We start from the raw sequence: 23,528 nt of genomic DNA, 5'->3' as shown, positions 1-23,528 counted from the left end.
CGACCACCCCTGACCACCCCTACCCCCTCCTCGTCACTTTAATGCAATACCGTACCACGATCAGAAAGCTCCTGACCAACCCCAGCAGTAAATGACTCCCCCGAATCAATCCAGGCATATTTACACTTTAACGACCTTCCATCCCCCGAGACGGAACCGCCATATGCCCAGCATCGCCAGGACGGATTCCGCAATGGGTACCGCTGCAAAAACGCCGACCGACCCGAATTCCAGGATAACGGCCAGTACATACGCAGTCGGGATTTGCACCGTCCAGAACGCGATCAGGTTCAGGACTGTCGGCGTTTTGGTATCACCCGCGCCATTCAGCGACTGGATCACGACCATCCCGTATGCGTAAAACCCATAACCCATACACAGCACGCGCAATGCAAGTTTGCCCGTTTCGACGACCTGCCGCTGGCTGCTGAACAGGCTGACAATGCTTTCTGCACCGATAAACATGATCACCGCCAGCACGCCCAGGAAAATCAGGTTAAACGAAGCGCATTTCCACACCGACGCTTCGGCGCGTTCGGGTTTCCCGGCTCCCAGGTTCTGCCCTACCAGCGTTGCAGCCGCATTGGCTAGTCCCCACGCAGGCAGCAATGTGAACATGATTACGCGGATGGCGATGGTATAACCCGCCACGACGTCGCTGCCGAATTCGGAGAGAATGCGCGTCAGGAAAATCCAGCTTGCCGAGCCGATCAGGAACTGCACGGTACCGCCCGTAGCGATTTTGACGATCGCCGTGATCGTTTCCAGGTTAGGTTTAAGGTCTGCCCAAAGCAAGCCCAATGCTTTTTTGCCTTTGGTAAGCGAAAACAACTGGTAACCAACGCCAATAGTACGCCCGGTAGCTGTTGCCAGCGCTGCGCCGGTAACGCCAAGTTCCGGGAATGGGCCTATTCCAAAGATCAACATCGGCCCTAGCAGCATATTGAACCCGTTCGCGATCATCAGCGAACGCATGGCAGTCGCCGCCGCGCCCGCTCCACGCAATGCACCGCTGAGCGAATACAGCAATACCACCACCGGGCTGCTCAAAAACTGGATTCGCGCAAAATTGGTACCCGTTTCGATCACCTTAGGGTCGGCGCCCATCATCCGGAGAATATCGCCTGCGAGCAAATAGCCCACCACCGCCGTCACGGACGAGATAGTCAGTGAAATGAATATCACTTGTCCGACCGCATGACGCGCCTGGCCCAGATTACCTTCACCTGTCCGGCGCGCGATCGTAGCCGTAGCCGCCGTGCTCAGACCAATCGCGAGGGAGTAAACCAGCGTAATCACAGATTCGGTAAGCCCGACCGTCGCGACGGCTTCCGTACTTACTTTCGAAACAAAGAAAATATCGACCACCGCGAACAGCGACTCCATTACCATTTCGAGGATCATGGGTACGGATAGCAGGAAAATGGCAAGGTTGATGCTTCCTTCGGTAAAACTTTCTTCGGAGCCACGAATAGCCTGACGAAGCAGTTGAAACCACTTTTTCATGGATAATAAAAATTTGCAATAATGGATAAAAATAGAAATTGCACGACCGGAAACGGGTCGTAAAAAAAGTGCCTGTTACAAGGCGGAAACGGAATGGTGGCTAAGTATTAGCCGAAGATGAGCACCAACATAGGCTTAAAGAATTTCGGCAAAGATACAAAAGACTTTTTCGAACAATCAAATAAAAAAATGGATTTGTTAAATGGTAAATGTAATTTCACGGATTCCTGCGATGAACTTTTGCGTGCGGCAATCCGTTGCAAATCTGCCCCTTTTCCGGCATGTGGGTATGCTATCGCAGGATTTTGAGCCGGAACTAAGACACAAAAACACCAGTGCATGATTGATAAGAAAAAATTATATTCGACAGCTGCCAAGAAGGAAACAGCCGTTCTGGTTGCTGTAAGCACCCAAAAACAAAACGCCGAAAAGACGAAGGAATACCTGGAAGAGCTTGCGTTCCTGGCGACTACGCTGGGTGTGGAGACGGTCCAGACTTTTACCCAAAACCTCGAACGCACCGACATCCGGACCTACACCGGAAAGGGCAAGCTTGAAGAAATCCTGATTTACGTCACCGCCAACCCGGTGGACATGATCATTTACGACGACGACCTTTCGCCTTCGCAGGTACGTAACCTCGAAGCCGTTTTCAAGGACATTAAGGTCATCGACCGAAGCTTGCTTATCCTAGCCATTTTCGCGATGCGCGCCCAAACCGCCCAGTCGAAATTGCAGGTCGAACTCGCGCAGTATCAATACATGTACCCTCGGTTGACCCGCATGTGGACGCACCTTAGCCGCCAGTCGGGCGCGGGTGTGGGTATGAGGGGACCAGGTGAAACCGAGCTCGAAACCGACCGCCGGATCGTAAAAGACCGGATCGCATTCCTGAAAGAAAAGCTGGAAAAAGTCGATAAGCAAAGCGTTACCCGTCGCAAAGAGCGCGACCGCCTCGTGCGCGTGGCAATTGTTGGCTACACCAACGTGGGCAAATCGACATTGATGCGTAACCTTGCCAAAGCTGACGTATTTGCCGAGAACAAGCTATTTGCGACCGTGGATTCCACCGTGCGGAAAGTGAATATGGAAAATATCCCCTTCCTGCTCACCGACACCGTCGGATTCATCCGCAAACTGCCTACTACACTCATCGAGTCGTTTAAATCGACCCTCGACGAAGTACGCGAGGCGGATATTCTGATGCACGTAGTCGACATTTCGCACGCTTCCTTCGAAGAACATCTCGATGTGGTAAACAAAACCCTGGAAGAAATCGGCGCCGCCAACAAGCCTTCCATATTGGTTTTCAACAAAATAGATTTGTACAAACCATCGTACAACGACGAAGACGAGGAAGAAAACGCAGCGCCATCGACCGAAGATGTGCTCAACCAGCTGAAACGGAGCTACATCGCCGAAAAAGCGGATCATGTGGTCTTCATCTCGGCCCAGGAAAAGGGAAATATCGACGAATTGAAGCGGACGTTATTCTCACTGGTGAAGGAAAAGCACTTCTCGATTTACCCGAACTGGCTCGACCTCGGTTACACACCCGTAGAAACTGAGGAATAATCATTTGTAATTCAAACGAATTTTTATCAGTTTTGCACCCCGAAAACCTCATTTTCGGGGTAAATACCGACTGCGTAGTTCAACGGATAGAATAGGAGTTTCCTAAACTCTAGATATGGGTTCGATTCCCGTCGCGGTCACGAAGCCAGGCAGTTTGCCTGGCTTTTTTCGTCACGCAAACCCATACTCACCAGGCTTGTGCCGCAAAATCAAGCTCAGAAACTTGCTTGTACTTGTTTTTATTTTCTCTTCCATTTCGAAAAATAATTATTCTCGAATAAATACGTACATTTTGGTGACAACTGACGCAAAATCATGAAAAAGCATTACGATGTCATCATTATGATGACTTCTTTCTTTCTGATCTTCTTATTTTTCTTCACCGGCATTTGGGCGTTTTCTGAGAATATTGGTGATGGGTCGTGGAATGAAAGGATATTCGTTGGAAGTACCATCGGCGTTGTCGTTGCTATTGGCACATTCATTATCTCGCTGATCTGGACGTTTATCAGGAGCTGGAAGAAGTCGTGAATATGTGAGCACGCAAGTGACGCCGCCAGATTGAAAACTCTCTAAAAACAAAGCAAGTAACCTACCCTACATTGATACTTATTAGGACGCTTAACATCTCAAAAGCCCCTAATCCCATGAAAATAAAACTCTTACCCGCGCTACTTCTGATCGCTTCCGCGAGCGCATTCGCGCAACAGGCCGCCAACCGCCCGACTATGGTAGCAGGGTTCCCCGTCAACTACTCCGAAGATTCGGTCGGCACCTACACATTGCCCGAACTTTTGAAAACCACGGACGGTAAGCCGGTCACAACCGCCAAACAATGGACAGATAAGCGGCGTCCCGAACTATTGCGGCTTGCGGAGGAAAACCAGTTCGGTAAAATGCCACCCGCGCCGAAGGATTTATCGTTCCATGCATTCGACAAGGGCACGGCCGTATTCGGGGGAAAGGCGATCCGCAAGCAGGTGACCGTGTACTTCACGAAAGACACGTCGGATCATAAGATGAACCTGCTCATTTACCTGCCGGCGAAGGCAAGCACCCCGGTGCCCCTGCTGATGAACATTTCCTTCGCGGCCTATAACCAGATTATCGACGATCCCGGCCTGCGCGTAGGCGAGATATGGAATAAGGAGGGCAAAAAAGTGAAAGCCGATAAACCAACGCCATTCGGCAAATTGAATGTAGAACAATTCATCGACGCCGGCATTGGCTTCGCGACGGTGTATTACGGCGATATCGAACCCGATTTCAAAGACGGCCTGCCCTACGGCATCCGTAAAACATACCTGAAACCCGGCCAGTCGGAGCCTGCCGCCGACGAATGGGGCGCGATCGCAGCCTGGGGATGGGGATTGAGCCGCGCGATGGACTATTTCGAAACCGACAAACAGATCGACAGTAAGCGCGTCGCATTGCAGGGTGCTTCGCGACTTGGGAAAACGGTGCTTTGGGCGGGTATTCACGACCCTCGGTTCAAAATGGTGATTGCGAGCATTTCCGGGGAAGGCGGCGCGGCATTGGCGCGCCGGAATTACGGCGAGACGATCCGGCACATTTCCGATCCTTCACGGTATTTGTACCAGTTTGCTCCCAATTATCACGGCTGGGCCGACAAGGTCAATGCCATGCCGATCGATGCGCATATGCTCGTCGCACTGATGGCCCCGCGGCCGCTATTGCTGCAAACGGGAAGCACGGATTATTGGTCCGACCCACGGGGCGAATTCTTATCCGCGGTTGCAGCTGCGCCTGTTTACCGGCTTTTCGGAGAGACGGCACCCACGGCGTCGGCGGCTATGCCTGCGGCGGGGGATACTTCTTTGCTCATGAACCATCTCGGGTATTATATGCACGAGGGCGGGCATACGGTGTTGCCCGAGGATTGGAAGCTGTTTGTCAGCTATATGCAGAAGTATTTGTAAGGGGAGTTTTACGGAATTTTTATAATGCCACGAAGGCACGAATTAAACACGAAAGATATTCGTGATAATTCGTGCCTTCGTGGCATTCCTAACCTATCTAAAATTAAACACAAAATTTTTATGCAAACGTTTGCATAAACTTGCCATTACAGTTGCATTATCGATTTTAAACATTTTATTTTGGCTTAAATTCAAGCATTTTGTATTAATTAAAATATTTTAAAAATAAATTTTCATCATAAACTCAGATTATTGGAAATGTCAAATATCGATCAGAAGATAAAAGTAGCGATCGTGGGCGTGGGAAACTGTGCAAGCTCGCTGGTTCAGGGTGTTGAATACTACACACGCTATACCGAAAAAACCTCGGGACTGATGGCCGGTGACATCGGCAGCTACCGCGCTGCAAACATTGAATTCGTATGCGGTTTCGAGGTGGATGAGCGTAAAATCGGGCTGAAACTGAAAGACGCCATTTTCACAAAACCCAATTGCGCGATCGAGCTTTATACCGACATTACCAGCGAGGCGCCGGTTTACCGCTCTCCGGTACTTGATGGCGTTTCGCCGCAAATGCTCGCCTACCCGGCCGATAACAGGTTTGTGGTGAAGGAAGAACTGAAAGACACCGACCTGCTGACCAGCGGTGAAAGGTATAATGAAGCATTAACCGCCGCGATCCGCCAGGAAATCGTCGCGCACCTGCAAGCACATGAAGCAGAAGTGCTGATCAACTATCTGCCGGTGGGCTCGCAACTAGCCACGGAGTTTTATGCTGAAATCTGCCTTGAACTGGGCATTTCGCTCGTGAACTGTATTCCGGTATTCATCGCATCCGACCCGGAGTGGGAGCAGAAATTCATCGACGCGGGCATTCCGCTGATCGGCGACGATATGCGCAGCCAGTTTGGGGCGAGTATATTGTCGCAAATGTTGCAGGAACTGGCCTTCGAACGTGGCCACCACGTAAAAGCGCATATTCAGCGCAATGTGGGCGGCAATACCGATTTCCTAAATATGGAGGATAAAAACCGCCTGAAATCGAAGAAAATTTCGAAAGAAAATGTGATCCGCGCGCAAAACGATATCCGCGGCATTTCTACCACCGACAGCTTCCTGCACGCCGGGCCATCGGAATACATTGCATTTTATGGAGATAATAAGGTAGCCAATTTCCGCCTCGAACTGGAAGGCTTCATGGGCTCGCCGGTGACGCTCGACGCGCAACTTTCGGTGCAGGATTCGCCCAACTCGGCGGGTGTCGTGATCGACGCCGTGCGTTATGTGTACGTAGCGCGCGAGATGGGGCTTGTAGGCGCATTGCGCGGGCCTTCGGCGGCTACGCAAAAGACCCCGCCGCAGCAAATGATGTTTGCCGATGCGACTTACGAATGTCACGCACTCGCCAAGCGCGAACTCACCGCATCGACCCGGAAGCAGCTGAAATTAAGTTTCGAGCTGGCCGATAAAATGGACTAGCGCGCGACCAGCACCTTCACGCCACGGTCTTCCAGGGCCTTGACGGCCTCGCCCGAAACGCCGGCATCGGTCACGATGTACTGCACCTGGTCGAGGTCGCAAATTTTTCCGATCCCCCGCTTGCCGAACTTTGTATGGTCGGCAAGCACTACCACAATCTGCGCGGTGCTGATCATCCGTTGGTTTAGCCCGGCTTCGGTCAGGTTACTGATCGACAGGCCGAAATCGAAGTCAATACCATCCACACCAATGAAAAGTACGCCGCAGGAAATATGGTCAAGAATGTATTCGGCATAGGAGCCCGCCACCGACGACGAGTTCTGGCGGATCAGTCCGCCTAGCTGCAACACTTCCACGTTCGGCCGGTTGCTGAGTTCCAGCGTCACCTTCACCGCCGGCGTAATCACCGTAATCTGCTTCGTCGGATGCAGGCAGCGCGCCAGTTCGAACACGGTTGTCCCTGAACCGATCATGATCGAATCCGTTTGCCGGATCAGCGTCAATGCCTCCCGCGCGATGCTTTGCTTTTCATCGGAATTGATAAATTCCTTCTCATTAATCGGCCGCTCCACCGCATAAGGGTTGTTGAGCGAACCACCGCCGTGTGTCCTGAACAGTAAATTTTTGTCTTCGAGGAGTTTCAGATCCTTCCGGATCGTCACGCCGGAAACCTGCATTTGCTCCGAAAGCTGCACGATACTCACCGTACCCGCCCTTTTCAGCTCCTGCAAAATGAATTGATGCCTTTCCGTAATAGTCATTTCGATACACTTTGAAAGCAAGTATAACCATAGTTTCCCGAACACGGAAACCCGCTCGCATACTCCCTCGCCCCAACACCGCCAGATTTATTTTTTAAATACAAATAATACAAAACAAAGGAGAAAAAGTGCCCAAATTACTACCCCTGGGCAGGCATTATCATATTGTTAACAATCATCACGAAATGTTTCATTTAGTTTAATATGCTTTAATTTTGTTTAAATAATTTTATTTCATTTTGTTTACATCCGCATTCGGCTTCTATATTTCATGCTTTTTGTGTCGATTATACCATTTTCCTAAACCAACCCAACAATGACACCGACGACACCTTTCGACCGCATCGGATTACCCCGGCACCTCGCCTGGGGCTATCTGGGCATTCTGATCTTCATGATGGGCGACGGCGTGGAGCAAGGCTGGCTCAGCCCCTATCTCCTCGACCGCGGCATGACTATCCAGCAATCCGCATCGCTTTTCACGGTGTACGGCATTACCATCGCCATTTCGTCGTGGTTTTCGGGTGTACTGGCCGAAGGGTATGGCCCCCGCAAGGCCATGCTGATGGGCATTCTGCTGTACGTGATCGGGACTATCGGTTTTGTCGGATTGGGTATGGAATCGCTGAACTTCCCCATTATGCTGCTCACTTATGCGGTCAGAGGGTTCGGGTACCCGTTGTTTGCGTATTCGTTCCTCGTGTGGGTTACCTATCGCACGCCGGAGAATGCGCTTGGGCGTGCCGTGGGGTGGTTCTGGTTTGTATTTACAGGTGGTCTCAATGTATTTGGCGCCTACTATTCGAGCTGGGCCATCGAGCGGCTTGGTTACCAGAACACATTATGGAGCTCTATTTTCTGGGTTTCGATCGGGGCATTTTGTGCATTGGTTTTAAATAAAGACAAATTCCACTCCACCGGTGAAGCGGCCGGCAAGGCTAGGGAGCTGCTGAAAGGCTTCACCATTATCCGCGAAGAACCGAAAGTACTCATCGGCGGCATTGTCCGCATTATCAATACTACAGCCCAGTTCGCATTCCCGGTATTCATGCCCACCTACATGGCCGCGCACGGGCTTTCTACGCAGGAATGGCTGTGGATATGGGGTACTATTTTTACCAGTAACATTATATTCAACCTCATTTTCGGCTTCGTCGGCGACCGGCTGGGCTGGCAGAACACCATTATGTGGTTCGGCGGCTTCGGCTGCGGCGTGAGCACCCTGCTATTCTACTATTCTCCGGCGCTTTTCGATGGCAACTTCTGGCTGATCCTCATCCCCGGCATTCTCTGGGGCGGACTACTCGCCGGATACGTACCGTTATCAGCATTGGTACCTTCCCTGGTAAAAGAAGAAAAGGGTGCAGCCATGGCCATCCTGAACCTCGGCGCAGGCCTCCCGGTATTCATCGGCCCGGCCATCGTAGGGCTCTTCATCGGCTCCATCGGCAGCGAAGGCGTCGCCTGGACGCTGGCGATTCTGTACTTCGTCAGCGCGGTGCTCACGCGGTTTATTACGTTGTCGCAGGCTAGTTCCATCGAGGTAGAAATGGTCAGGAGTGGTCAAGAATAGTCAGGTGTTGTCAGGTGTTGTCAGGTGTTGTCAGGTGTGGCCAGGTGTTGCCAGATTCTCTCCATAATTCACGGTCTATACCTGACTATTCTTGAAAAAACATGACAACAAATGACAATACCTGACCACACATGACCACACATGACCACACCCAACCACACCTGACCACAAATGACCACAAATGACCACAAATGACCACCCCTGACAAAAACCTGACATCATATTACGTTAAAGAATCTTATCGACACCCAATATGAAAATCCTAATCACCGCCCCCTACCACGACAAGGCGCAGCAGGCGTTAAAAGAACAATTCGGAGAGATCATCTATAAGCCATGGAAATTACAGGAGCGCGCTTACAACGAGGTCGAGCTCATTGCATTGCTGACTGAAACCGGGGCCGACGCGCTCATTACCGAGCACGACCATGTTACTTCGGAGGTAATCGGGGCGTTCCCGGATTTGCAGTTTATCGGCGTGTGCCGCGGGACACCCTCCAATGTGGCCATCGCAACCGCCACGGCCAAAGGCATCCCGGTTTTCAACACCCCCGCGCGTAATGCGCAGGCGGTGGCGGAAATGTTTATCGCTAACCTCATCAACCTCCTGCGCAATACGCTCGAAGGCATTGCCTGGCTGGAAGGCGAGCATTGGGAGGCCGGAGCGCACACTTCCTATTTGCAGTTTAAAGGGAATGAAATCGCCGGGAAAACGATCGGAATGGTCGGTTTTGGAGCAGTGGGGCAGACTATCGCGAACCTGGTGAAGCATTTCCCGGCCGAAATTCTGTATTATGACCCGTTTTACACTTCCGACAATCCCGATTACAAAAAGGTCAGCCTGGAAGATGTTTTCCGCCTCAGCGACGTGGTATCGATCCATTTGCCCGTGAATGAGGAAACCGAAGGCATGATTGGAGAAGAGCTGATCGGGTTAATGAAAAAGGGTGCGATTTTCGTGAATACAGCGCGTGCAGTGGTTGTGAAACGCGAGGCATTACTTTCGGCGATCGAAAGCAATACAATCCGCGGCGCGATTCTCGATGTTTTCGACCACGAACCACCTGACGAACTGGATTACAGGCTCATCCACCACCGCAATGTACTCGCCACGCCGCACATTGCCGGGGCGACGTTTGAAGTGGAAGATCACCACGCCGACATTATGAACAAGGCCTTGCGAGTCTTTTATGTGGAAGGCAATCGTAACATCCGCCAGTTGGTAAACCGCGAAGTATTGTCTGCCAAAACCCATTAACTCAAAAACAATGACCTTGAAACAGGCTTACCTCGTGGCCGACATCGGTACAGGCAACGTGCGCGTCGCGATTGCCGATACCACCGGCGCGATCCTCGGCGTGGCAAGTGGCGATATGTGCTACCAGAAAGACGAACATTATCCCGAATCCATTTTCTTCGACCCCGCCGCACTTTGGGAGCAAATAAAAAGTCTCGCTAAAACCGCATTGGTGCAAGCGGGCGCTGTAACCATCACAGCCATCACCGCCACCAGCCAGCGCGAAGGCATCGTAGCGCTCGACAACACCGGTCGTTCGCTCATCGGCATGCCCAATATCGACCACCGCGGCCGCGAATGGGAGGATATTACGCCCGACAAGCACGAGATTTACCTGCTCACCGGCCGGTATCCTACCTCGCTTTTTTCCGCATTGAAACTCGTCGGCGTGCGCAACCGACGCCCAGAGCTCTGGCAGCAGGTTTCGACATTTCTGAGCATCAGCGACTGGGCGCAATATATGTTCAGCGGAACACGGGGCTACGAGCATTCACAAGCTTCGGAAACATTGCTTTATGATGTTGACAAGGGTGAATGGTCGGAAAAACTTTGTGAAAAATACCAACTCGATACGTCGCTCCTGCCTCCGCTGGTGAGCTCAGGCGCTATTTTAGGCAAAATACTAGGGGAAGTAGCCGCCGAACTCGGCATTTCGAAAACCGCCAACGTGGTTGTCGGTGGCTCCGACACCCAACTGGCGATCATGAGCATCGAGCCATCTGTCGAAGACATTGTGATCGTTTCCGGAACCACCACACCGATCATTAAAATAGCCAACCACTACATCACCGACGCTCAGGAACGCACCTGGACCAACCGTCATACCGACCATGCGAATTTCCTCGTCGAAGCCAACGCGGGCGTCACCGGGCTGAATTACCAGCGCCTGAAAGAAATTTTTTATCCCAATGAACCCTACGAACTGATCGAAACCGAGGTAGGGCGCATTCGCGATACACATTGCGTGGGTGCGCTGGGCTCCCTGCTCGCGGGCGAAAAATCGCCGCTGATCCGCGGTGGGTTCATTTTCAATACACCGGTTTCACACCAGCTCAGCCGGGCGCATTTCGTATGGGCAACGCTCTGGGACATTGCATGCAGTATTTCCGAAAACTACAATGTGCTCCGCGAAGTAACGCGGCACGAACAGGACTACGTGTGGATGTGCGGCGGCGGCGTGCAAAGCGGTCTGTTGCGGCAGTTTATCGCCAATTTGTTAGGTAAAAAGGTCATGATCCGGACCAATTACCGCCAGGCATCCGTCTCGGGCGGGGTGGTTATTTGCAACAATGCATTAGGCATTCCGAACCATGCGCCGGAAACATTGGAGATTATAAAACCCAATGGCGACCCGAATTGTGCAGAATGGTACAACGAATGGAAACGCAGCCGGGAAACATTTAAAACATTGAATTAAACATGACATTTCATAAACCTAAACCCCGCAAATCCACAAATCTTGCGGTGCTACAAATCTTGCGGTGCTACAAATCTTGCGGTGCGCTGCACCTTGAAATTCGTTATTGATACATTTTTATTTACAAATCCTGCGGTGCTACAAATCTTGCTGTGCGCTGCACCTTTGAAATTCGTTATTGATACATTTTATCTACAAATCTCGCGGTGCGCTGCACCTTTGAAATTCGTTATTGATACATTTTTATCTACAAATCTTGCGGTGTGCTGCACCTTGAAATTCGTTATGATACATTTCTATCTACAAATCTTGCGGTGCGCTGCACCTTTGAAATTCGTTATTGATACATTTTTATCTACTACAAATCTTGCGGTGCGCTGCACCTTGAAATTCGTTATTGATACATTTTTATCTACAAATCTTGCGGTGTTACTACAAATCTTGCGGTGCTCTGCACCTTGAATTTCGTTATTGACACATTTCTATTTACAAATCTTGCGGTGCCACTACAAATCTTGCGGTGCTCTGCACCTTGAATTTCGTTATTGACACATTTCTATTTACAAATCTTGCGGTGCGTTGCACCTTGAATTTCGTTATTAATACATTTTTATCTACAAATATTTGGGTGCTCTGCACCCGGTACCATTATGAATAGCGAGAAACAAGGAACCGACAAACATCCCCGACGTCAAGGTGCAGCGCACCGTAACATTTGTAGATGTGGATGTGGATGTTGATGTTGATGTTGACGTTGACGTTGAGGTTGATGTTGACGTTGACGTTGACGTTGAGGTTGACGTTGATGCGGCACGGGGTAATATCGACAGATCAAATCATTGTTTATTTAAATCCAAGATTAACATTAAATGCATTCATATTTCATAGGAATCGACGTCGGAACGCAGGGGGTGCGTGTGGTGCTGCTCGATGAGACGGGCCGCACAGTGGGGAGTAGCGAGCAGGTCTTCCCGCTCACATCGCGTTCGCGAGAGGAGCAATCGCCGGCATTGTGGTGGGAATCGGCATTCGCCTGTTTACAAAACCTGCTGGTTTCTGTTCGCGAAGAGATTGATTTGATGGATATCAAAGCGGTATCGGTCACTTCTACTTCCGGTACCGTTATTCCGCTGGATGCCAGCAACGAGCCGTTGCACGATGCCCTGATGTATTCCGATACCCGCCCTGCGGCAGAGGGAAAGCATTGCCGGGAAATAGCCGAACGTGTCCACCCGGAAGGTTATAGCGGTTTCAATGCATCCAGCGGTTTGTCTAAAATGGTTTGGTATTCCAACCATTTCCCGGAAAAAGCAGCGCATATCCACACCTGGATCCACGCCACGGATTTCATCATAGGGAAACTCTGCGGCAACTATTCCGTGACCGATTATACCAATGCATTGAAATCGGGCTTTGATGTGAGCAAGGGAGAATGGCCGTCGTGGCTGACGGAACATTTGCCCCTGCATAAAGAATGGCAGCAAAAAGTCGTCCCGTCGGGCACGAAAATCGGGCAGTTGCTTCCGGAACTAAGCGAAAGCCTTGGCTTGGGCCGGATTCACGTCATAGCAGGCATGACCGACGGTTGTGCCTCGCAAGTGGCGTCCGGCGCCGTGCAGCCCGGAGATTGGAATACCACTATCGGCACCACGCTCGTCGTGAAGGGTGTGACCGTGCAGGAAGTACGCGACCCGGAGGGCCGCCTTTACAGCCACCGCCACCCCGAAGGTTACTGGATGCCCGGCGGGGCGGGGAATATCGGCGCCGATTGGGTTTCAGCCGGTTTCGCCGACGACCTTACCGCATTAACCAACGCCGCCGCCGACCTGATACCGACCGGCCTCATCGCCTATCCGTTACTGCAACAAGGAGAGCGTTTTCCCTTCATCGCACCGCAAGCACGGGGTTTTTCCCCCGAAAATGCCAGTCGCGCGGCGACATTTACCGCGAATATGGAGGGTGTCGCATTCGTGGAGCGCTATGCTTACGAAATGATCGAAAGCTTATCCGGCGAGCATGTGAATGCCGTATTTACGGCCGGGGGCGGCAGCAACAGCGACGTATGGCTGGCTATCCGTGCCAATGTCCTCAACCGCCCGGTACACAAATGTGGCAATGTGACCGGCGCCGCCGGTGCCGCGATCGTGGCTGCGGCGGGTTCGCATTTCGAAACGCTCACGGAAGCTGCCCGGGCGATGACGCGCATTGAAAAAACGATCATCCCCGAACCGGCATTGGTAGAAGCATATACACAGCAATACCGGAATTTTATCCAAACTTTAACCGAAAAAGGTTTCATAGAAGGGCCCGTGCCCATAACCCATTGACGATGCTTCACGTTTATCTGCTCCGCCACGGAGAAACATTCTGGAACGCCGACGGTAACCGCTACTGCGGAGCCACGGACATCGGGCTCACCGAAAAGGGCCTCGAACAGGCGCATTTGGCCGCCACATTGCTCAAAGACATTCCATTCGACGCGGTGTACACCTCGCCGCTCCAACGCGCGCACCACACGGCGACCATTGCCTCGGGCAATTACCCCGACATTATCGTCGATCAGCGGCTGATTGAAGCCTCATTCGGCGCATGGGAAGGAAAAACGCGGGCCGAATTCATCGCCGAAAATCCCGCGCTCTGGGACGCGTGGGCGCAGGAGCCCGACTATGCACGCGCGGGCGGCACGGGCGAGACGGCCGTCGAGATTGTGACGCGGGTCGATGATTTTTTTAATGATATTTTACAAAAACATGCCAACGGGACCGTGCTCGTAGTGGCACACAATGCCGTGAACCGGTTTTACATGGCCTGGAAGCTCGGTATGCCGCTCAAAAACTACCGGCAGATCGTTCAGGAGAACTCTTCGGTAACATTATTCAGTCTGGACGCACAGGGTGAATTCAGCCTTTTAAAACTCAACTGCCGCTCTTAATTTTTGATATAATCATGAAAAAGAAATTCCTTAATCCATTGATAGCGGCTGCATTGCTGACAATCGGCAGCCACATGAACAGCTACGCTCAGGACAAGCTCAACACCTTGAAAATCAGGACTGCGAAGGATTTGCATGCCTATTTCCAGTTCACCGGAAACGACCCGATCCTGATCGCCGGACACCGGGGCGGAATGGTGAAGGGTTTTCCCGAAAACTCGATTGCCACTTTTGAAAATACATTAAAACACACCGCGGCATTTTTCGAAATCGACCCGCGGCTGACCAAAGACAGCGTGATGGTGCTCATGCACGACGCCACGCTCGACCGCACTACGACCGGTAAGGGCAAGTTATCCGATTATACTTATGAAGAGCTCAAAAAATTCCGCCTCAAAGACGCCGAGGGCCATGTTACCAACTTCCCTATCCCGACGCTTTCGGAAGTGATCGAATGGGCGCGCGGCAAAACAGTCCTCAACCTCGACCACAAGGATGTTCCGCTCGCCATGACCGCCGCATTGATCAAAAAGCACAAAGCCGACGCATTCGTGATGCTCACCGTCCACAGCGCCGCCGAAATGCAGTATTATTTAACCCAAAACAGAAACCACACATTCTCGGCATTTGTGCGGAATATGAAGGAATACGAGGATTACGAAAAAGCCGGCGTGCCGTTCACGCAAATGATCGCCTACATAGGCCCGCACGTGAAGCCCGAGAATAAGGAATTATATGCATTATTGAACAAGAAAGGCACGATGTGCATGATCTCGGCCGCGTCGTCCTACGACAAACTGAAAACCGCCGAAGAGCGCAAAGCAGCTTACCTGGCCATTGCCAAAGACGGCGCCTCCATTCTCGAATCCGATCTGCCGATCGAAGCGGCGGAAGCGGTGAAGGAATATGCGGAGAAGCGTAGTCCTAAGCAGAAATTTTTTGGGAAGGAATAGGCATTGGCGATGCCGGCCGGTAATGCACAGGCGTAGTAATCAATATCACCAGCGCTTAGCATACATTCGGCTCCTCTTACGGTGCGCTGCACCTTGCTTTTCGTTGCCAATCAATCGTCTACAAATATTGCGGTGCGCTGCACCTTGTTATTCGTTGTTAATCAATCGTCTACAAATATTGCGGTGCGCTGCACCTTGCTTTTCGTTGCTAATCAATCGTCTACAAATATTGCGGTGCGCTGCACCTTGTTATTCGTTGCCAATCAATCGTCTACAAGTATTGCGGTGCGCTGCACCTTGCTATTCGTTGCTAATCAAACGTCGATAAATATTACAATGCTCCGCATCTTTTCTAAAAAGGTGCAGAGCACCACAATATTTGTAATAGCACAAATAAAATGCTTCGAAGGGGACATACAGTTTCACAAAATTCATGTACATCACCGAACAAGTCCTGTCCGCTTCCGAACAGAGCATTTCCATTCAATCGCCCCAATTTCAATACAAACACAGCTTTCAAGTTGTGGCAAGATATTTTACATACAGAAATAGATATAATAACTCCGAACACATTCTATGAGACGAAGCGACTTGGGAGAATTTGAAGAAATCGTACTGCTGGCGGTAGCGGCGCTGACGCCTGGCGCCTACTCGGTGAGCATTGCCGAAGAGCTCGAACACGAAACCGGACAGACGGTAAGCACCGGCGCGGTACACGCGGCATTGCAGCGGCTCGAACAAAAGGGTTACCTGAGTTCACACCTGGGCGAGGCTACGCAGGAACGTGGCGGGCGGCGCAAACGGCTGTTTACGGTAACGGCTTACGGCGGCAAGGTCCTGCATGAAGCCCGAACCGTTCGGAACAGCCTCTGGAACCGCATTACCCCTGCGGAATTGTCAAAAATGGGCCTCGATTTTTCAAACAGCTGAACCATGCAACCACTCCCTCCCCGCTGGCTCGATAGGCTGGCCACCCGCATTTGCGCCCCGCACCTGCGCGAAGAACTTCTCGGCGACCTGCACGAGCGCTACGCCTTGCGCCACAATCGCACAGGCGCACGCAAGGCCAATTTTTTCTTCCTCCGTGAAGTGGCCGCATTGCTTCGCCCTTCGATTATGCGGCGGCAACCGTCGCCGTACGGCTCGCCATCGGCATTCAGCGGCGATATGCTGCGCAATTATTTCAAAATCGGCTCGCGGGTTTTGCTCAAAAACAGCAGCTATTCACTCATCCACCTCACGGGGCTCTCTATCGGTTTGTGGGCTTGCATGATGGTAGCTACCGTGGTAATTGATAGTTTGTCGTATGACAGGCAATGGAGCCGGAAGGATGATATTTACAGGATAGTGACTGTGAATAAGATGGCGAAAGACCTTTCTCAACGCAACGCTTCTTCTCCAAGTGGCCTGGCGCCGGAGTTGCAGAAAAATTATGCAGAAGTTGAATCCTGGTCCAGCCTGAGCTCCGGCGAGAGGTATTTTAAAATCCGCCCGGAAGATAACGACGGCATCCAAACAAATTTACTTACCGCCGACACGTCGATCACCAAAATACTGAATTTGAAACTTCTGGCAGGAAGCCTCAGACATTCGGAGCAAAAGCGATGGAACCTGCTGGTAACACGATCATACGCCGCCCGGATATTTCCCGGCCAGAACCCGATCGGCAGGACCATACACGACATTCCCACGCTCGGCTCCGAGCCTACTGCCTATGAGATTACCGGCCTGATCGACGATCTGCCTTACAATAGCCATCTGCGTGGCGACGCCATCAGAATCGAAGCCGCTAAACCTGAACCGCTTGTTAACGACGGTATTATGAGCTTCGGACGAAATTACATATTGTTGAAACGAGGCACAGACATAGGGGAATTCACAAGGAAAGTCAACGAATGGTATGTCCGGTTTACGAAGAACAAAGGCCGGGAACAATTTGAATTTCAACCTTTAAAGGACATTTACCTCCACTCCGATTTCGCAGAAGGACAACCAGTAAAGGCGAGCATCCGGACGATTTACATCTTTGCCGGTGTTGCATTGCTGCTGCTGTTCATTGCCTGCGTCAATTTTGTGAACCTTAGCACGGCCAAGGCATTTGCACGGGTGAAAGAGGCCGGCGTACGGAAGGTGCTCAGCGGATCGCGAACGCAGCTGGTGATGCAGCTTTTAACCGAAACCTCACTATTGTTCGGCGTTTCCGTCGGTATCGCCGTATTTGCATATTTTTTCACATTACGGCCGGTCGAAAACTTCCTCGGGCACCGGCTGATACTCACATTTACATCCAATATCCTGATGGCGGGCGGTGCATTACTGATGTTCTTCCTCACGGCCCTGCTTACCGGCCTTTACCCGGCCTGGGTCATTTCAGGTTTTAAACCCGCCAACACATTACGCGGCATATTCACTGCCTCGCTGGGGCAAACCGGGCTTCGCAAAACGCTCGTCGTCGCGCAATTCTCCATTTCGATCATCGTGCTACTCGCTACGATCGTGGTGTGGCAACAATTCGATCTGATGAAAAACAAAAAGCTCGGTTACGATAAAAACGACCTGATCTGCATCGAGCAAATTTTTTGGCACGGCAAGGGCGAAGCATTTAAGAACGAACTGCAACGGATACCTGGCGTCGTGCGCAGCAGCCTGAGTATGTGGATGCCTACGGAAGGTGCGGGCTACATGCAACGCGAGGTCGACGACCCCGCCCGCGCCGGCCGCCGCCTGCGCGTCTGGTACATTGCCGGAGATGTGGATTTGCCTGCAACATTGGGCTTGAAACTGTTGAAAGGCCGCATGTTCAGCGAGCGATTTGCCGATGCGCTCAATGCCGATTCTTTACAAAAGCAGGATTTCAAAAAATTCGAAAGCGCGCAGATGAACCAGAATTCGCTGATGACCGAATCCGCTGCGAGGATGCTCGGGATCAAACAGCTGGATGTGCAAACCAAAAACGCGCATTCGGTACCGATAGGCATTGTGGGGGATTTCCATAACGAATCGCTCTACGAGCCGATGAAGCCCACGTTCATTCTCGCGGAAAAAGCCCCCGAATATGCCAGTATGCTCATCCGCATTCAGCCGGGTACTGAAATGCAGGTCGCTGCTGGCGTGCGCAAGCTCTGGAAGCAGTTCTTCCCCGAAAAATTGCTGAACATTCACAACATTGAAGAGCGACTCGAAAAACAATACGAAGCCGAATCGAAACTCCACGAGCTCTTCCTGTTTTTCAGCGGACTGACCATGTTCCTCTCTGCATTAGGCATTTTCGGGTTAGTAGTGCAAGCCGCGGAACAGCGGGCGAAGGAAGTGGGCATCCGCAAGGTGCTGGGCGCGTCGGTAGCCGGTATTGTGGGGTTAATTTCAAAGGATTTTGTCAAACTGGTGGTGATCGCCATCGTAGCGGCCTCTCCGCTCGCGTGGTATGCGCTGCAAAAATGGTTGGAAAATTATCCTTACCGGACGACCATTCACTGGTGGGTATTCGTCGTGACGGGTGTAGCGGCGCTGGCCGTGACCATCGGTACCGTGAGTTTTCAAGCGATCCGCGCCGCTACGGCCGACCCGGTGCGCAGCCTTCGCAACGAATAGCCGATTTAGGGAATTAAAGTACAGCGATGCCACTTTAATTCCCCATTTTCGAGCAGCCGGCAGCCGGTGTGAGGGCTTTTTAAGTTAGCATGACAATTGTACTGTTTTGGGTAGCACCAAAACCAGCACCCCTCATGCAAATGCTCTCCGGCCTGGGCAAAGCCCGGTACATTCCCCTCCTGATACTTTTTACCCTCGCGATCATGCAATCCTGCCGGAAGAACCCGAAGGAAATGACTGACGAGGAGCTAGCAAGGGCGATCAGTGAAAAGAAAACTTATCAGCAATTACTCGGTCTCGCAGGCAATGCAGGGATCGATACGCGCAAATTCGAGACGAAGGCCGGCACGCAGCCGGTATTCGGATTGCTGGAAGAAATCGCATTCGGCCACAAGCCGACAATCCGGTTTACACAGAAAAAAATTAAATCCGACACAACCCTGATCCGCGACGCGGCTGAGGAACTTGTTAACGGCCAATCGGTGGAAAAAGTCCTGGAAAAGCTGGAACCGGTTTTCCCGGTCTACCATAACCTGAAAATCCACTACGCCCGGTTATTGAAGGAAGAAAAAAAGGATAGCGCGGCATATGTGGCCCAAACCCTGAATGCCTACCGTTGGATTCACCGGCAAATACAGGGCGCACCACGGTTTGTGATGGTCAATATCCGGGGCGCTTACCTGACCGCGATGGATTCGGCCGGTCAGCATGTCCTCACCATGCGCACCGTGGTAGGTAAGCGCGATACGCCCACACCCACGATCGACACCTACGCGACGAGCATCGTAACACACCCGTATTGGAATGTCCCCAAAAGCATTGCAATCAAAGAGATTTTCCCGAAAGCCGCGGCGAACCCGGAATATCTGGCTAAAAACCGCATTCAGGTGATCGACAAAGACGGGCAGGCGATCAATCCCGAAGAATTGGAATGGGGCGACCTTACCGCCGAAAAATTCCCTTACCGTTTCAGGCAGGAAACTGGCGAAGATAATTCGTTGGGTTTGCTAAAAGTGGAGATCAAAAACCCGCTGGCAATCTACCTGCACGATACCAATGCAAGATATCTGTTCAACAGCAATCAACGCTGGCGCAGCCATGGGTGCGTGCGTGTGCAACACCCGACCGATCTGGCCAACTATATGGCAGGTACAAAACTGCTGGACAGCGATTTCATGACCGAACCCGATACTGTTTCGCACCCGCCGAAATGGCATAAGCTGAAAGTCAGGGTTCCGGTATTTTTGCTGTATTTGCCGGCGGATTGCAATCCAAAAGGCGACTTGATGTATTTCCCGGACGTTTACAAACGCGAAACGCCCAATGCCTGAACATCGGCAATGGCTTCCATTCCCGCGAGTAATGAAGATTTTTGGATATAATGCTGGTCGCCGGAGTAAATAAACAGTCCGGCACCATTGTAGAGCAGGTTGATCAGCTTTTTGGAATCGGCGATCGACACTGCGGGGCAACCCAGGCTGCGGCCGAGCCTGCCGGTACTTTTGATAAATGATTCACTCACATAATCCGCACCGTGCATGACGATAGCCCGTTCCAATGCTCGGTCGTTAATGCCTTTTTCTAGGCCTTCCAACCGAAGTGACAGGCCGTGCTTGCCCTGGTAAGTGCCTAATGTTTTATAAAAACCTAAACTCGATTGGAAAGAGGAATTTGCATTGGAAAAACGTTCGGCAAACTCGCTCCCGGAATTGCGGCCATGCGCCACATAAGTGTTCAAAAGCACTTTCTTTTTCAGTAAATCAATCACGTACAGCCGCTTGTTGCGCGAAGATTGTGTAAAATCGCAGATCGCCATGATCGGATTATCGAGCTTGATTTTTTGAAAACCAAACCATGCACAGTAGAATGCACGTTCCGACAAGCCCTGCTTTTTCAGGCCCAGCGAGTCATATAATGAAATCCATTCGGAACGGGTAACAGCGGAATCGGTCTTCGCGGCCGGCGATGTTTTTATAGTAGAATGATTGGAAAGTGGGTCGGCCCGGTGAACACCTAATGAAATGCCTGCTGCTATCAATACCGCCACCAAAACCCCATGCGCTTTTGTCATTTCTTATTGTTTTATTGAGTATGTACTTCAAAATCAATCAAGAAGAGGAGCCGCTAAGCGACCCTAACCTAACAGGCCTTAAAACGCAAATGGTTCCGAAAAATTTCAGAACCATTTACAACAAACTAATTATCAATTACTTACAAGAAACAATTCCCAACTACACCTGACTATCTCCTGACCAGAATTACCCCACTCATTCACTCATTCCCCGTTCCACTGCGGCTCATTCACTCATTCAATCATTCAGTCATTCACTCATTTCTTTTCAATCCCCGCCAAAACCCGCCCGATATCATTCGCCCGGGCCATATAGGAAAGGCTGGCGTCCATATCACGTTCATCGATGGCATCTTTGAATTTTTTCAAAAGCTCAATGTAATCTCCCAAAGCCTTGGAAACGTTCTTTTTGTTCTGGTCAAAAATCGGTGCCCACATTTGGGGCGAACTTTTCGCCAGACGCACCGTGGAAGAAAAACCGGTACTGGCCATATCGAAGATCGCGCGCTCGTCGCGTTCCTTGTCCAGCACGGTCATACCCAATGCGAAAGAGCTGATATGGCTCAAATGCGACACATAGGCCAGGTGCAAATCGTGCTCGACGGGCTGCATATAATGGATTTTCATGCCCACATCCCGCAGAAAAGTTTCGACCAGCGCCAGCGAATCGGGGTTGCTTTTCTCCTTGTCGCAGATGATCACGTTTTTATCGATCAAAAGCTCCCTGAATGCCGCGCCCGGGCCCGAGTTTTCGGTACCGGCCATCGGGTGCGCCGCTACAAACTGGCCGCGTTTGGGATGCTTGTCCGCCAGTTTGCAGATCAGTTCTTTCGTAGAACCCAAATCCGTGATCGTCCGGCCATCCGGCAGGTGATCGAGCATATAGGGCAGCAATTTTATAATGGCGTCCACGGGCGTTGCGAGCACATTCAGCTCCGACACCTGTAATGCCTCGTCGAGCGTCAGGATCTCGTCCACGATCCCTTTCGCCAATGCTATTTTCTGATTGACCGACGAGTTGTCTACCCCCACGAATTTCACGTGCGGGTATTTCTCGCGCAGTCCCAGAGCAAACGACCCGCCCAGCAAGCCGACCCCTATGATACTGATTATCATTATTTTGAATTTAAATCTTAATCACTATTACCCTTTAATCCGCTCGACCGCCTGCCAGATTCTTTCCTTAGGCAGGCATAACGACAAACGGATATATCGCTGGCCCTTTGGACCAAATATGAAGCCCGGCGCAATGAATACGTGCTTTTCAACGAGGATGCTGTTCACAAGCGCCTCCGCCGATTCCGTGGAATCGGGTAGCTTGCCCCAGAGGAACATACCTTCCTGTTTGTCGTCCCACGTGCAGCCGAGCGTACGCAAAAGCGCTTCCGACGCTTCCAGGCGACCCTGGTACACCGCATTGCGCTCCGCATGCCATTCGGCCGGGTTGCCTAATGCCTTTGCGCCAGCCTCCTGCATGGCCCAGAACATGCCCGAATCGACGTTGCTCTTGATCGTCAGCACCGCGCTGATGTACTCCTTCGCGCCAGAAAGCCAGCCCATGCGCCAGCCCGCCATATTGTGCGATTTGCTCATCGAATTCAGCTCGATCGCCACCTCTTTGGCACCTTCGACGGAAAGCAGGCTGATAGGCGCTTTCTTGTTCAGGATCAGGCTATAAGGATTATCATGACAAAGCAATATCCGGTGCTTTTTCGCAAATGCGACTGCTTCTACGAACAGCTCCTGCGTAGCGGGCGCTCCTGTGGGCATGTGCGGGTAATTGAGCCACATGAGCTTCGTTTTCGGCGTTACGAGGCTTTCCATCGCATTCCAGTCGGGCTGCCAGCCGTGATCTTCGCGCAGCGGATATTCTTTCACCACCGCACCGACCATCTGGCTCACTGCGCGGTAGGCCGGATAGCCTAGCTCGGGCACCAGCACCTCGTCACCCGGATCGAGGAACGTCAGCGATATGTGGGTAATGCCCTCTTTGGAGCCAATGAGCGGCAATATTTCGGTATTAGGGTCGAGTGTTACGCCATAGGTACGATAATAAAAATCTGCCACTGATTTTCTGAAAGCGGGGGTGCCTGTATAAGGCTGATAACCATGTGCCTGTGGTTGATAGGCAGCGGTTGTCAATGCTTCCAGTGTTTCTACTGAGGGCATCATATCCGGGTTTCCGATCCCCAGATTAATGACGTCATGCCCTTCGGCAATCAGCTTGCGCACTTCGGCCAGCTTCACCGAAAAGTAGTATTCCGATGTCTGCCTGGTGCGTTGTGCAGTTTCTATGATCATTATAATGATTAAATTGTGCTTTTAGCTATTGGCTATCAGCGGTTAAAACGCCCGTCCGGAACAGCCCGGCGAAACGGGGCGCAATTTACGACAATTTCGCGAGGGGACGCTCCGCGGAGGTTATAAGCGGTT

19 protein-coding genes and 1 tRNA gene are annotated in these 23,528 nt (G+C 51.5%); 15 read left to right on the top strand and 5 right to left on the bottom strand.

Translation table 11 applies throughout. From position 1 onward, the window contains the following. Positions 1 to 120: 120 nt before the first annotated feature. Positions 121 to 1,506 carry an MATE family efflux transporter gene (locus BMW93_RS07815; RefSeq protein WP_090374665.1) on the bottom strand — a complete coding sequence of 462 codons (1,386 nt, stop codon included), beginning with the start codon at positions 1,504 to 1,506 and terminating at the stop codon, positions 121 to 123. Between the two features lie 117 nt (positions 1,507 to 1,623). Here BMW93_RS07815 and BMW93_RS07810 point away from each other — a divergent pair, with 117 nt between their 5' ends. The 6 genes from BMW93_RS07810 to BMW93_RS07785 all read left to right on the top strand — a co-directional run bounded on the left by BMW93_RS07810 (position 1,624) and on the right by BMW93_RS07785 (position 6,500). After that, positions 1,624 to 1,815 (top strand): hypothetical protein, encoded by a 192-nt coding sequence (locus BMW93_RS07810; RefSeq protein ID WP_090374664.1) that lies wholly within the window; start codon positions 1,624 to 1,626, stop codon positions 1,813 to 1,815. A gap of 30 nt (positions 1,816 to 1,845) precedes the next feature. Beyond that, positions 1,846 to 3,081 (top strand): GTPase HflX, encoded by a 1,236-nt coding sequence (hflX, locus tag BMW93_RS07805; protein WP_090374663.1) that lies wholly within the window; start codon positions 1,846 to 1,848, stop codon positions 3,079 to 3,081. A 68-nt stretch (positions 3,082 to 3,149) separates the two neighbouring features. Further along, a tRNA-Arg gene (locus BMW93_RS07800) sits at positions 3,150 to 3,221 on the top strand. A gap of 175 nt (positions 3,222 to 3,396) precedes the next feature. After that, positions 3,397 to 3,612 (top strand): hypothetical protein, encoded by a 216-nt coding sequence (locus BMW93_RS07795; protein ID WP_090374662.1) that lies wholly within the window; start codon positions 3,397 to 3,399, stop codon positions 3,610 to 3,612. Positions 3,613 to 3,728: 116 nt separating this feature from the next. Next, on the top strand, positions 3,729 to 5,021 hold the full coding sequence (locus BMW93_RS07790; protein ID WP_090374661.1) for an acetylxylan esterase: 1,293 nt from the start codon (positions 3,729 to 3,731) through the stop codon (positions 5,019 to 5,021). Positions 5,022 to 5,279: 258 nt separating this feature from the next. Beyond that, entirely contained in the window at positions 5,280 to 6,500 is a 1,221-nt protein-coding gene (locus BMW93_RS07785; RefSeq protein WP_090374660.1) for an inositol-3-phosphate synthase, read from the top strand. Here BMW93_RS07785 and BMW93_RS07780 read toward each other — a convergent pair. Beyond that, positions 6,497 to 7,261 (bottom strand): DeoR/GlpR family DNA-binding transcription regulator, encoded by a 765-nt coding sequence (locus BMW93_RS07780; RefSeq protein WP_090374659.1) that lies wholly within the window; start codon positions 7,259 to 7,261, stop codon positions 6,497 to 6,499. The genes BMW93_RS07785 and BMW93_RS07780 overlap by 4 nt on opposite strands. 316 nt (positions 7,262 to 7,577) lie before the next feature. On the opposite strand from BMW93_RS07780, the gene BMW93_RS07775 reads away from it, so the two are divergent. From BMW93_RS07775 to BMW93_RS07735, 9 genes are all read left to right on the top strand, one after another. Continuing rightward, positions 7,578 to 8,834, top strand: coding sequence for an MFS transporter (locus BMW93_RS07775; protein ID WP_090374658.1), 1,257 nt, complete (start codon positions 7,578 to 7,580; stop codon positions 8,832 to 8,834). Positions 8,835 to 9,087: 253 nt separating this feature from the next. Beyond that, positions 9,088 to 10,092 carry a 2-hydroxyacid dehydrogenase gene (locus BMW93_RS07770; RefSeq protein WP_090374657.1) on the top strand — a complete coding sequence of 335 codons (1,005 nt, stop codon included), beginning with the start codon at positions 9,088 to 9,090 and terminating at the stop codon, positions 10,090 to 10,092. A 10-nt stretch (positions 10,093 to 10,102) separates the two neighbouring features. After that, positions 10,103 to 11,548, top strand: coding sequence for an FGGY-family carbohydrate kinase (locus tag BMW93_RS07765; RefSeq protein ID WP_090374656.1), 1,446 nt, complete (start codon positions 10,103 to 10,105; stop codon positions 11,546 to 11,548). An 869-nt stretch (positions 11,549 to 12,417) separates the two neighbouring features. Continuing rightward, on the top strand, positions 12,418 to 13,875 hold the full coding sequence (locus BMW93_RS07760) for an FGGY-family carbohydrate kinase (protein WP_090374655.1): 1,458 nt from the start codon (positions 12,418 to 12,420) through the stop codon (positions 13,873 to 13,875). Between the two features lie 2 nt (positions 13,876 to 13,877). Beyond that, on the top strand, positions 13,878 to 14,480 hold the full coding sequence (locus tag BMW93_RS07755) for a histidine phosphatase family protein (protein ID WP_090375068.1): 603 nt from the start codon (positions 13,878 to 13,880) through the stop codon (positions 14,478 to 14,480). Positions 14,481 to 14,494: 14 nt separating this feature from the next. Then, positions 14,495 to 15,433 carry a glycerophosphodiester phosphodiesterase family protein gene (locus BMW93_RS07750; protein ID WP_090374654.1) on the top strand — a complete coding sequence of 313 codons (939 nt, stop codon included), beginning with the start codon at positions 14,495 to 14,497 and terminating at the stop codon, positions 15,431 to 15,433. 576 nt (positions 15,434 to 16,009) lie between these two features. Then, positions 16,010 to 16,363, top strand: coding sequence for a PadR family transcriptional regulator (locus BMW93_RS07745; protein WP_090374653.1), 354 nt, complete (start codon positions 16,010 to 16,012; stop codon positions 16,361 to 16,363). Positions 16,364 to 16,366: 3 nt separating this feature from the next. After that, complete coding sequence (locus BMW93_RS07740; RefSeq protein WP_090374652.1) at positions 16,367 to 19,024, top strand: permease prefix domain 2-containing transporter; 2,658 nt, start codon at positions 16,367 to 16,369, stop codon at positions 19,022 to 19,024. A gap of 134 nt (positions 19,025 to 19,158) precedes the next feature. Then, positions 19,159 to 20,355 (top strand): L,D-transpeptidase family protein, encoded by a 1,197-nt coding sequence (locus BMW93_RS07735; protein WP_090374651.1) that lies wholly within the window; start codon positions 19,159 to 19,161, stop codon positions 20,353 to 20,355. Here the strand turns inward: BMW93_RS07735 and BMW93_RS07730 are convergent. The 3 genes from BMW93_RS07730 to BMW93_RS07720 all read right to left on the bottom strand — a co-directional run bounded on the left by BMW93_RS07730 (position 20,328) and on the right by BMW93_RS07720 (position 23,396). Beyond that, positions 20,328 to 21,095 (bottom strand): murein L,D-transpeptidase catalytic domain family protein, encoded by a 768-nt coding sequence (locus tag BMW93_RS07730; protein ID WP_090374650.1) that lies wholly within the window; start codon positions 21,093 to 21,095, stop codon positions 20,328 to 20,330. The genes BMW93_RS07735 and BMW93_RS07730 overlap by 28 nt on opposite strands. 258 nt (positions 21,096 to 21,353) lie before the next feature. Beyond that, entirely contained in the window at positions 21,354 to 22,211 is an 858-nt protein-coding gene (locus BMW93_RS07725) for a prephenate dehydrogenase (RefSeq protein WP_090374649.1), read from the bottom strand. Positions 22,212 to 22,238: 27 nt separating this feature from the next. Beyond that, positions 22,239 to 23,396, bottom strand: coding sequence for a pyridoxal phosphate-dependent aminotransferase (locus tag BMW93_RS07720; protein WP_090374648.1), 1,158 nt, complete (start codon positions 23,394 to 23,396; stop codon positions 22,239 to 22,241). Between the last annotated feature and the right edge of the window lie 132 nt (positions 23,397 to 23,528).

Origin of the sequence: Dyadobacter sp. SG02 (assembly GCF_900109045.1) — a bacterium.
In the GTDB taxonomy this organism is placed as follows: Bacteria; Bacteroidota; Bacteroidia; order Cytophagales; family Spirosomataceae; genus Dyadobacter.
Note: the sequence above shows the minus strand (reverse complement) of the source record. Positions and strands in the feature narration are given on the sequence as shown.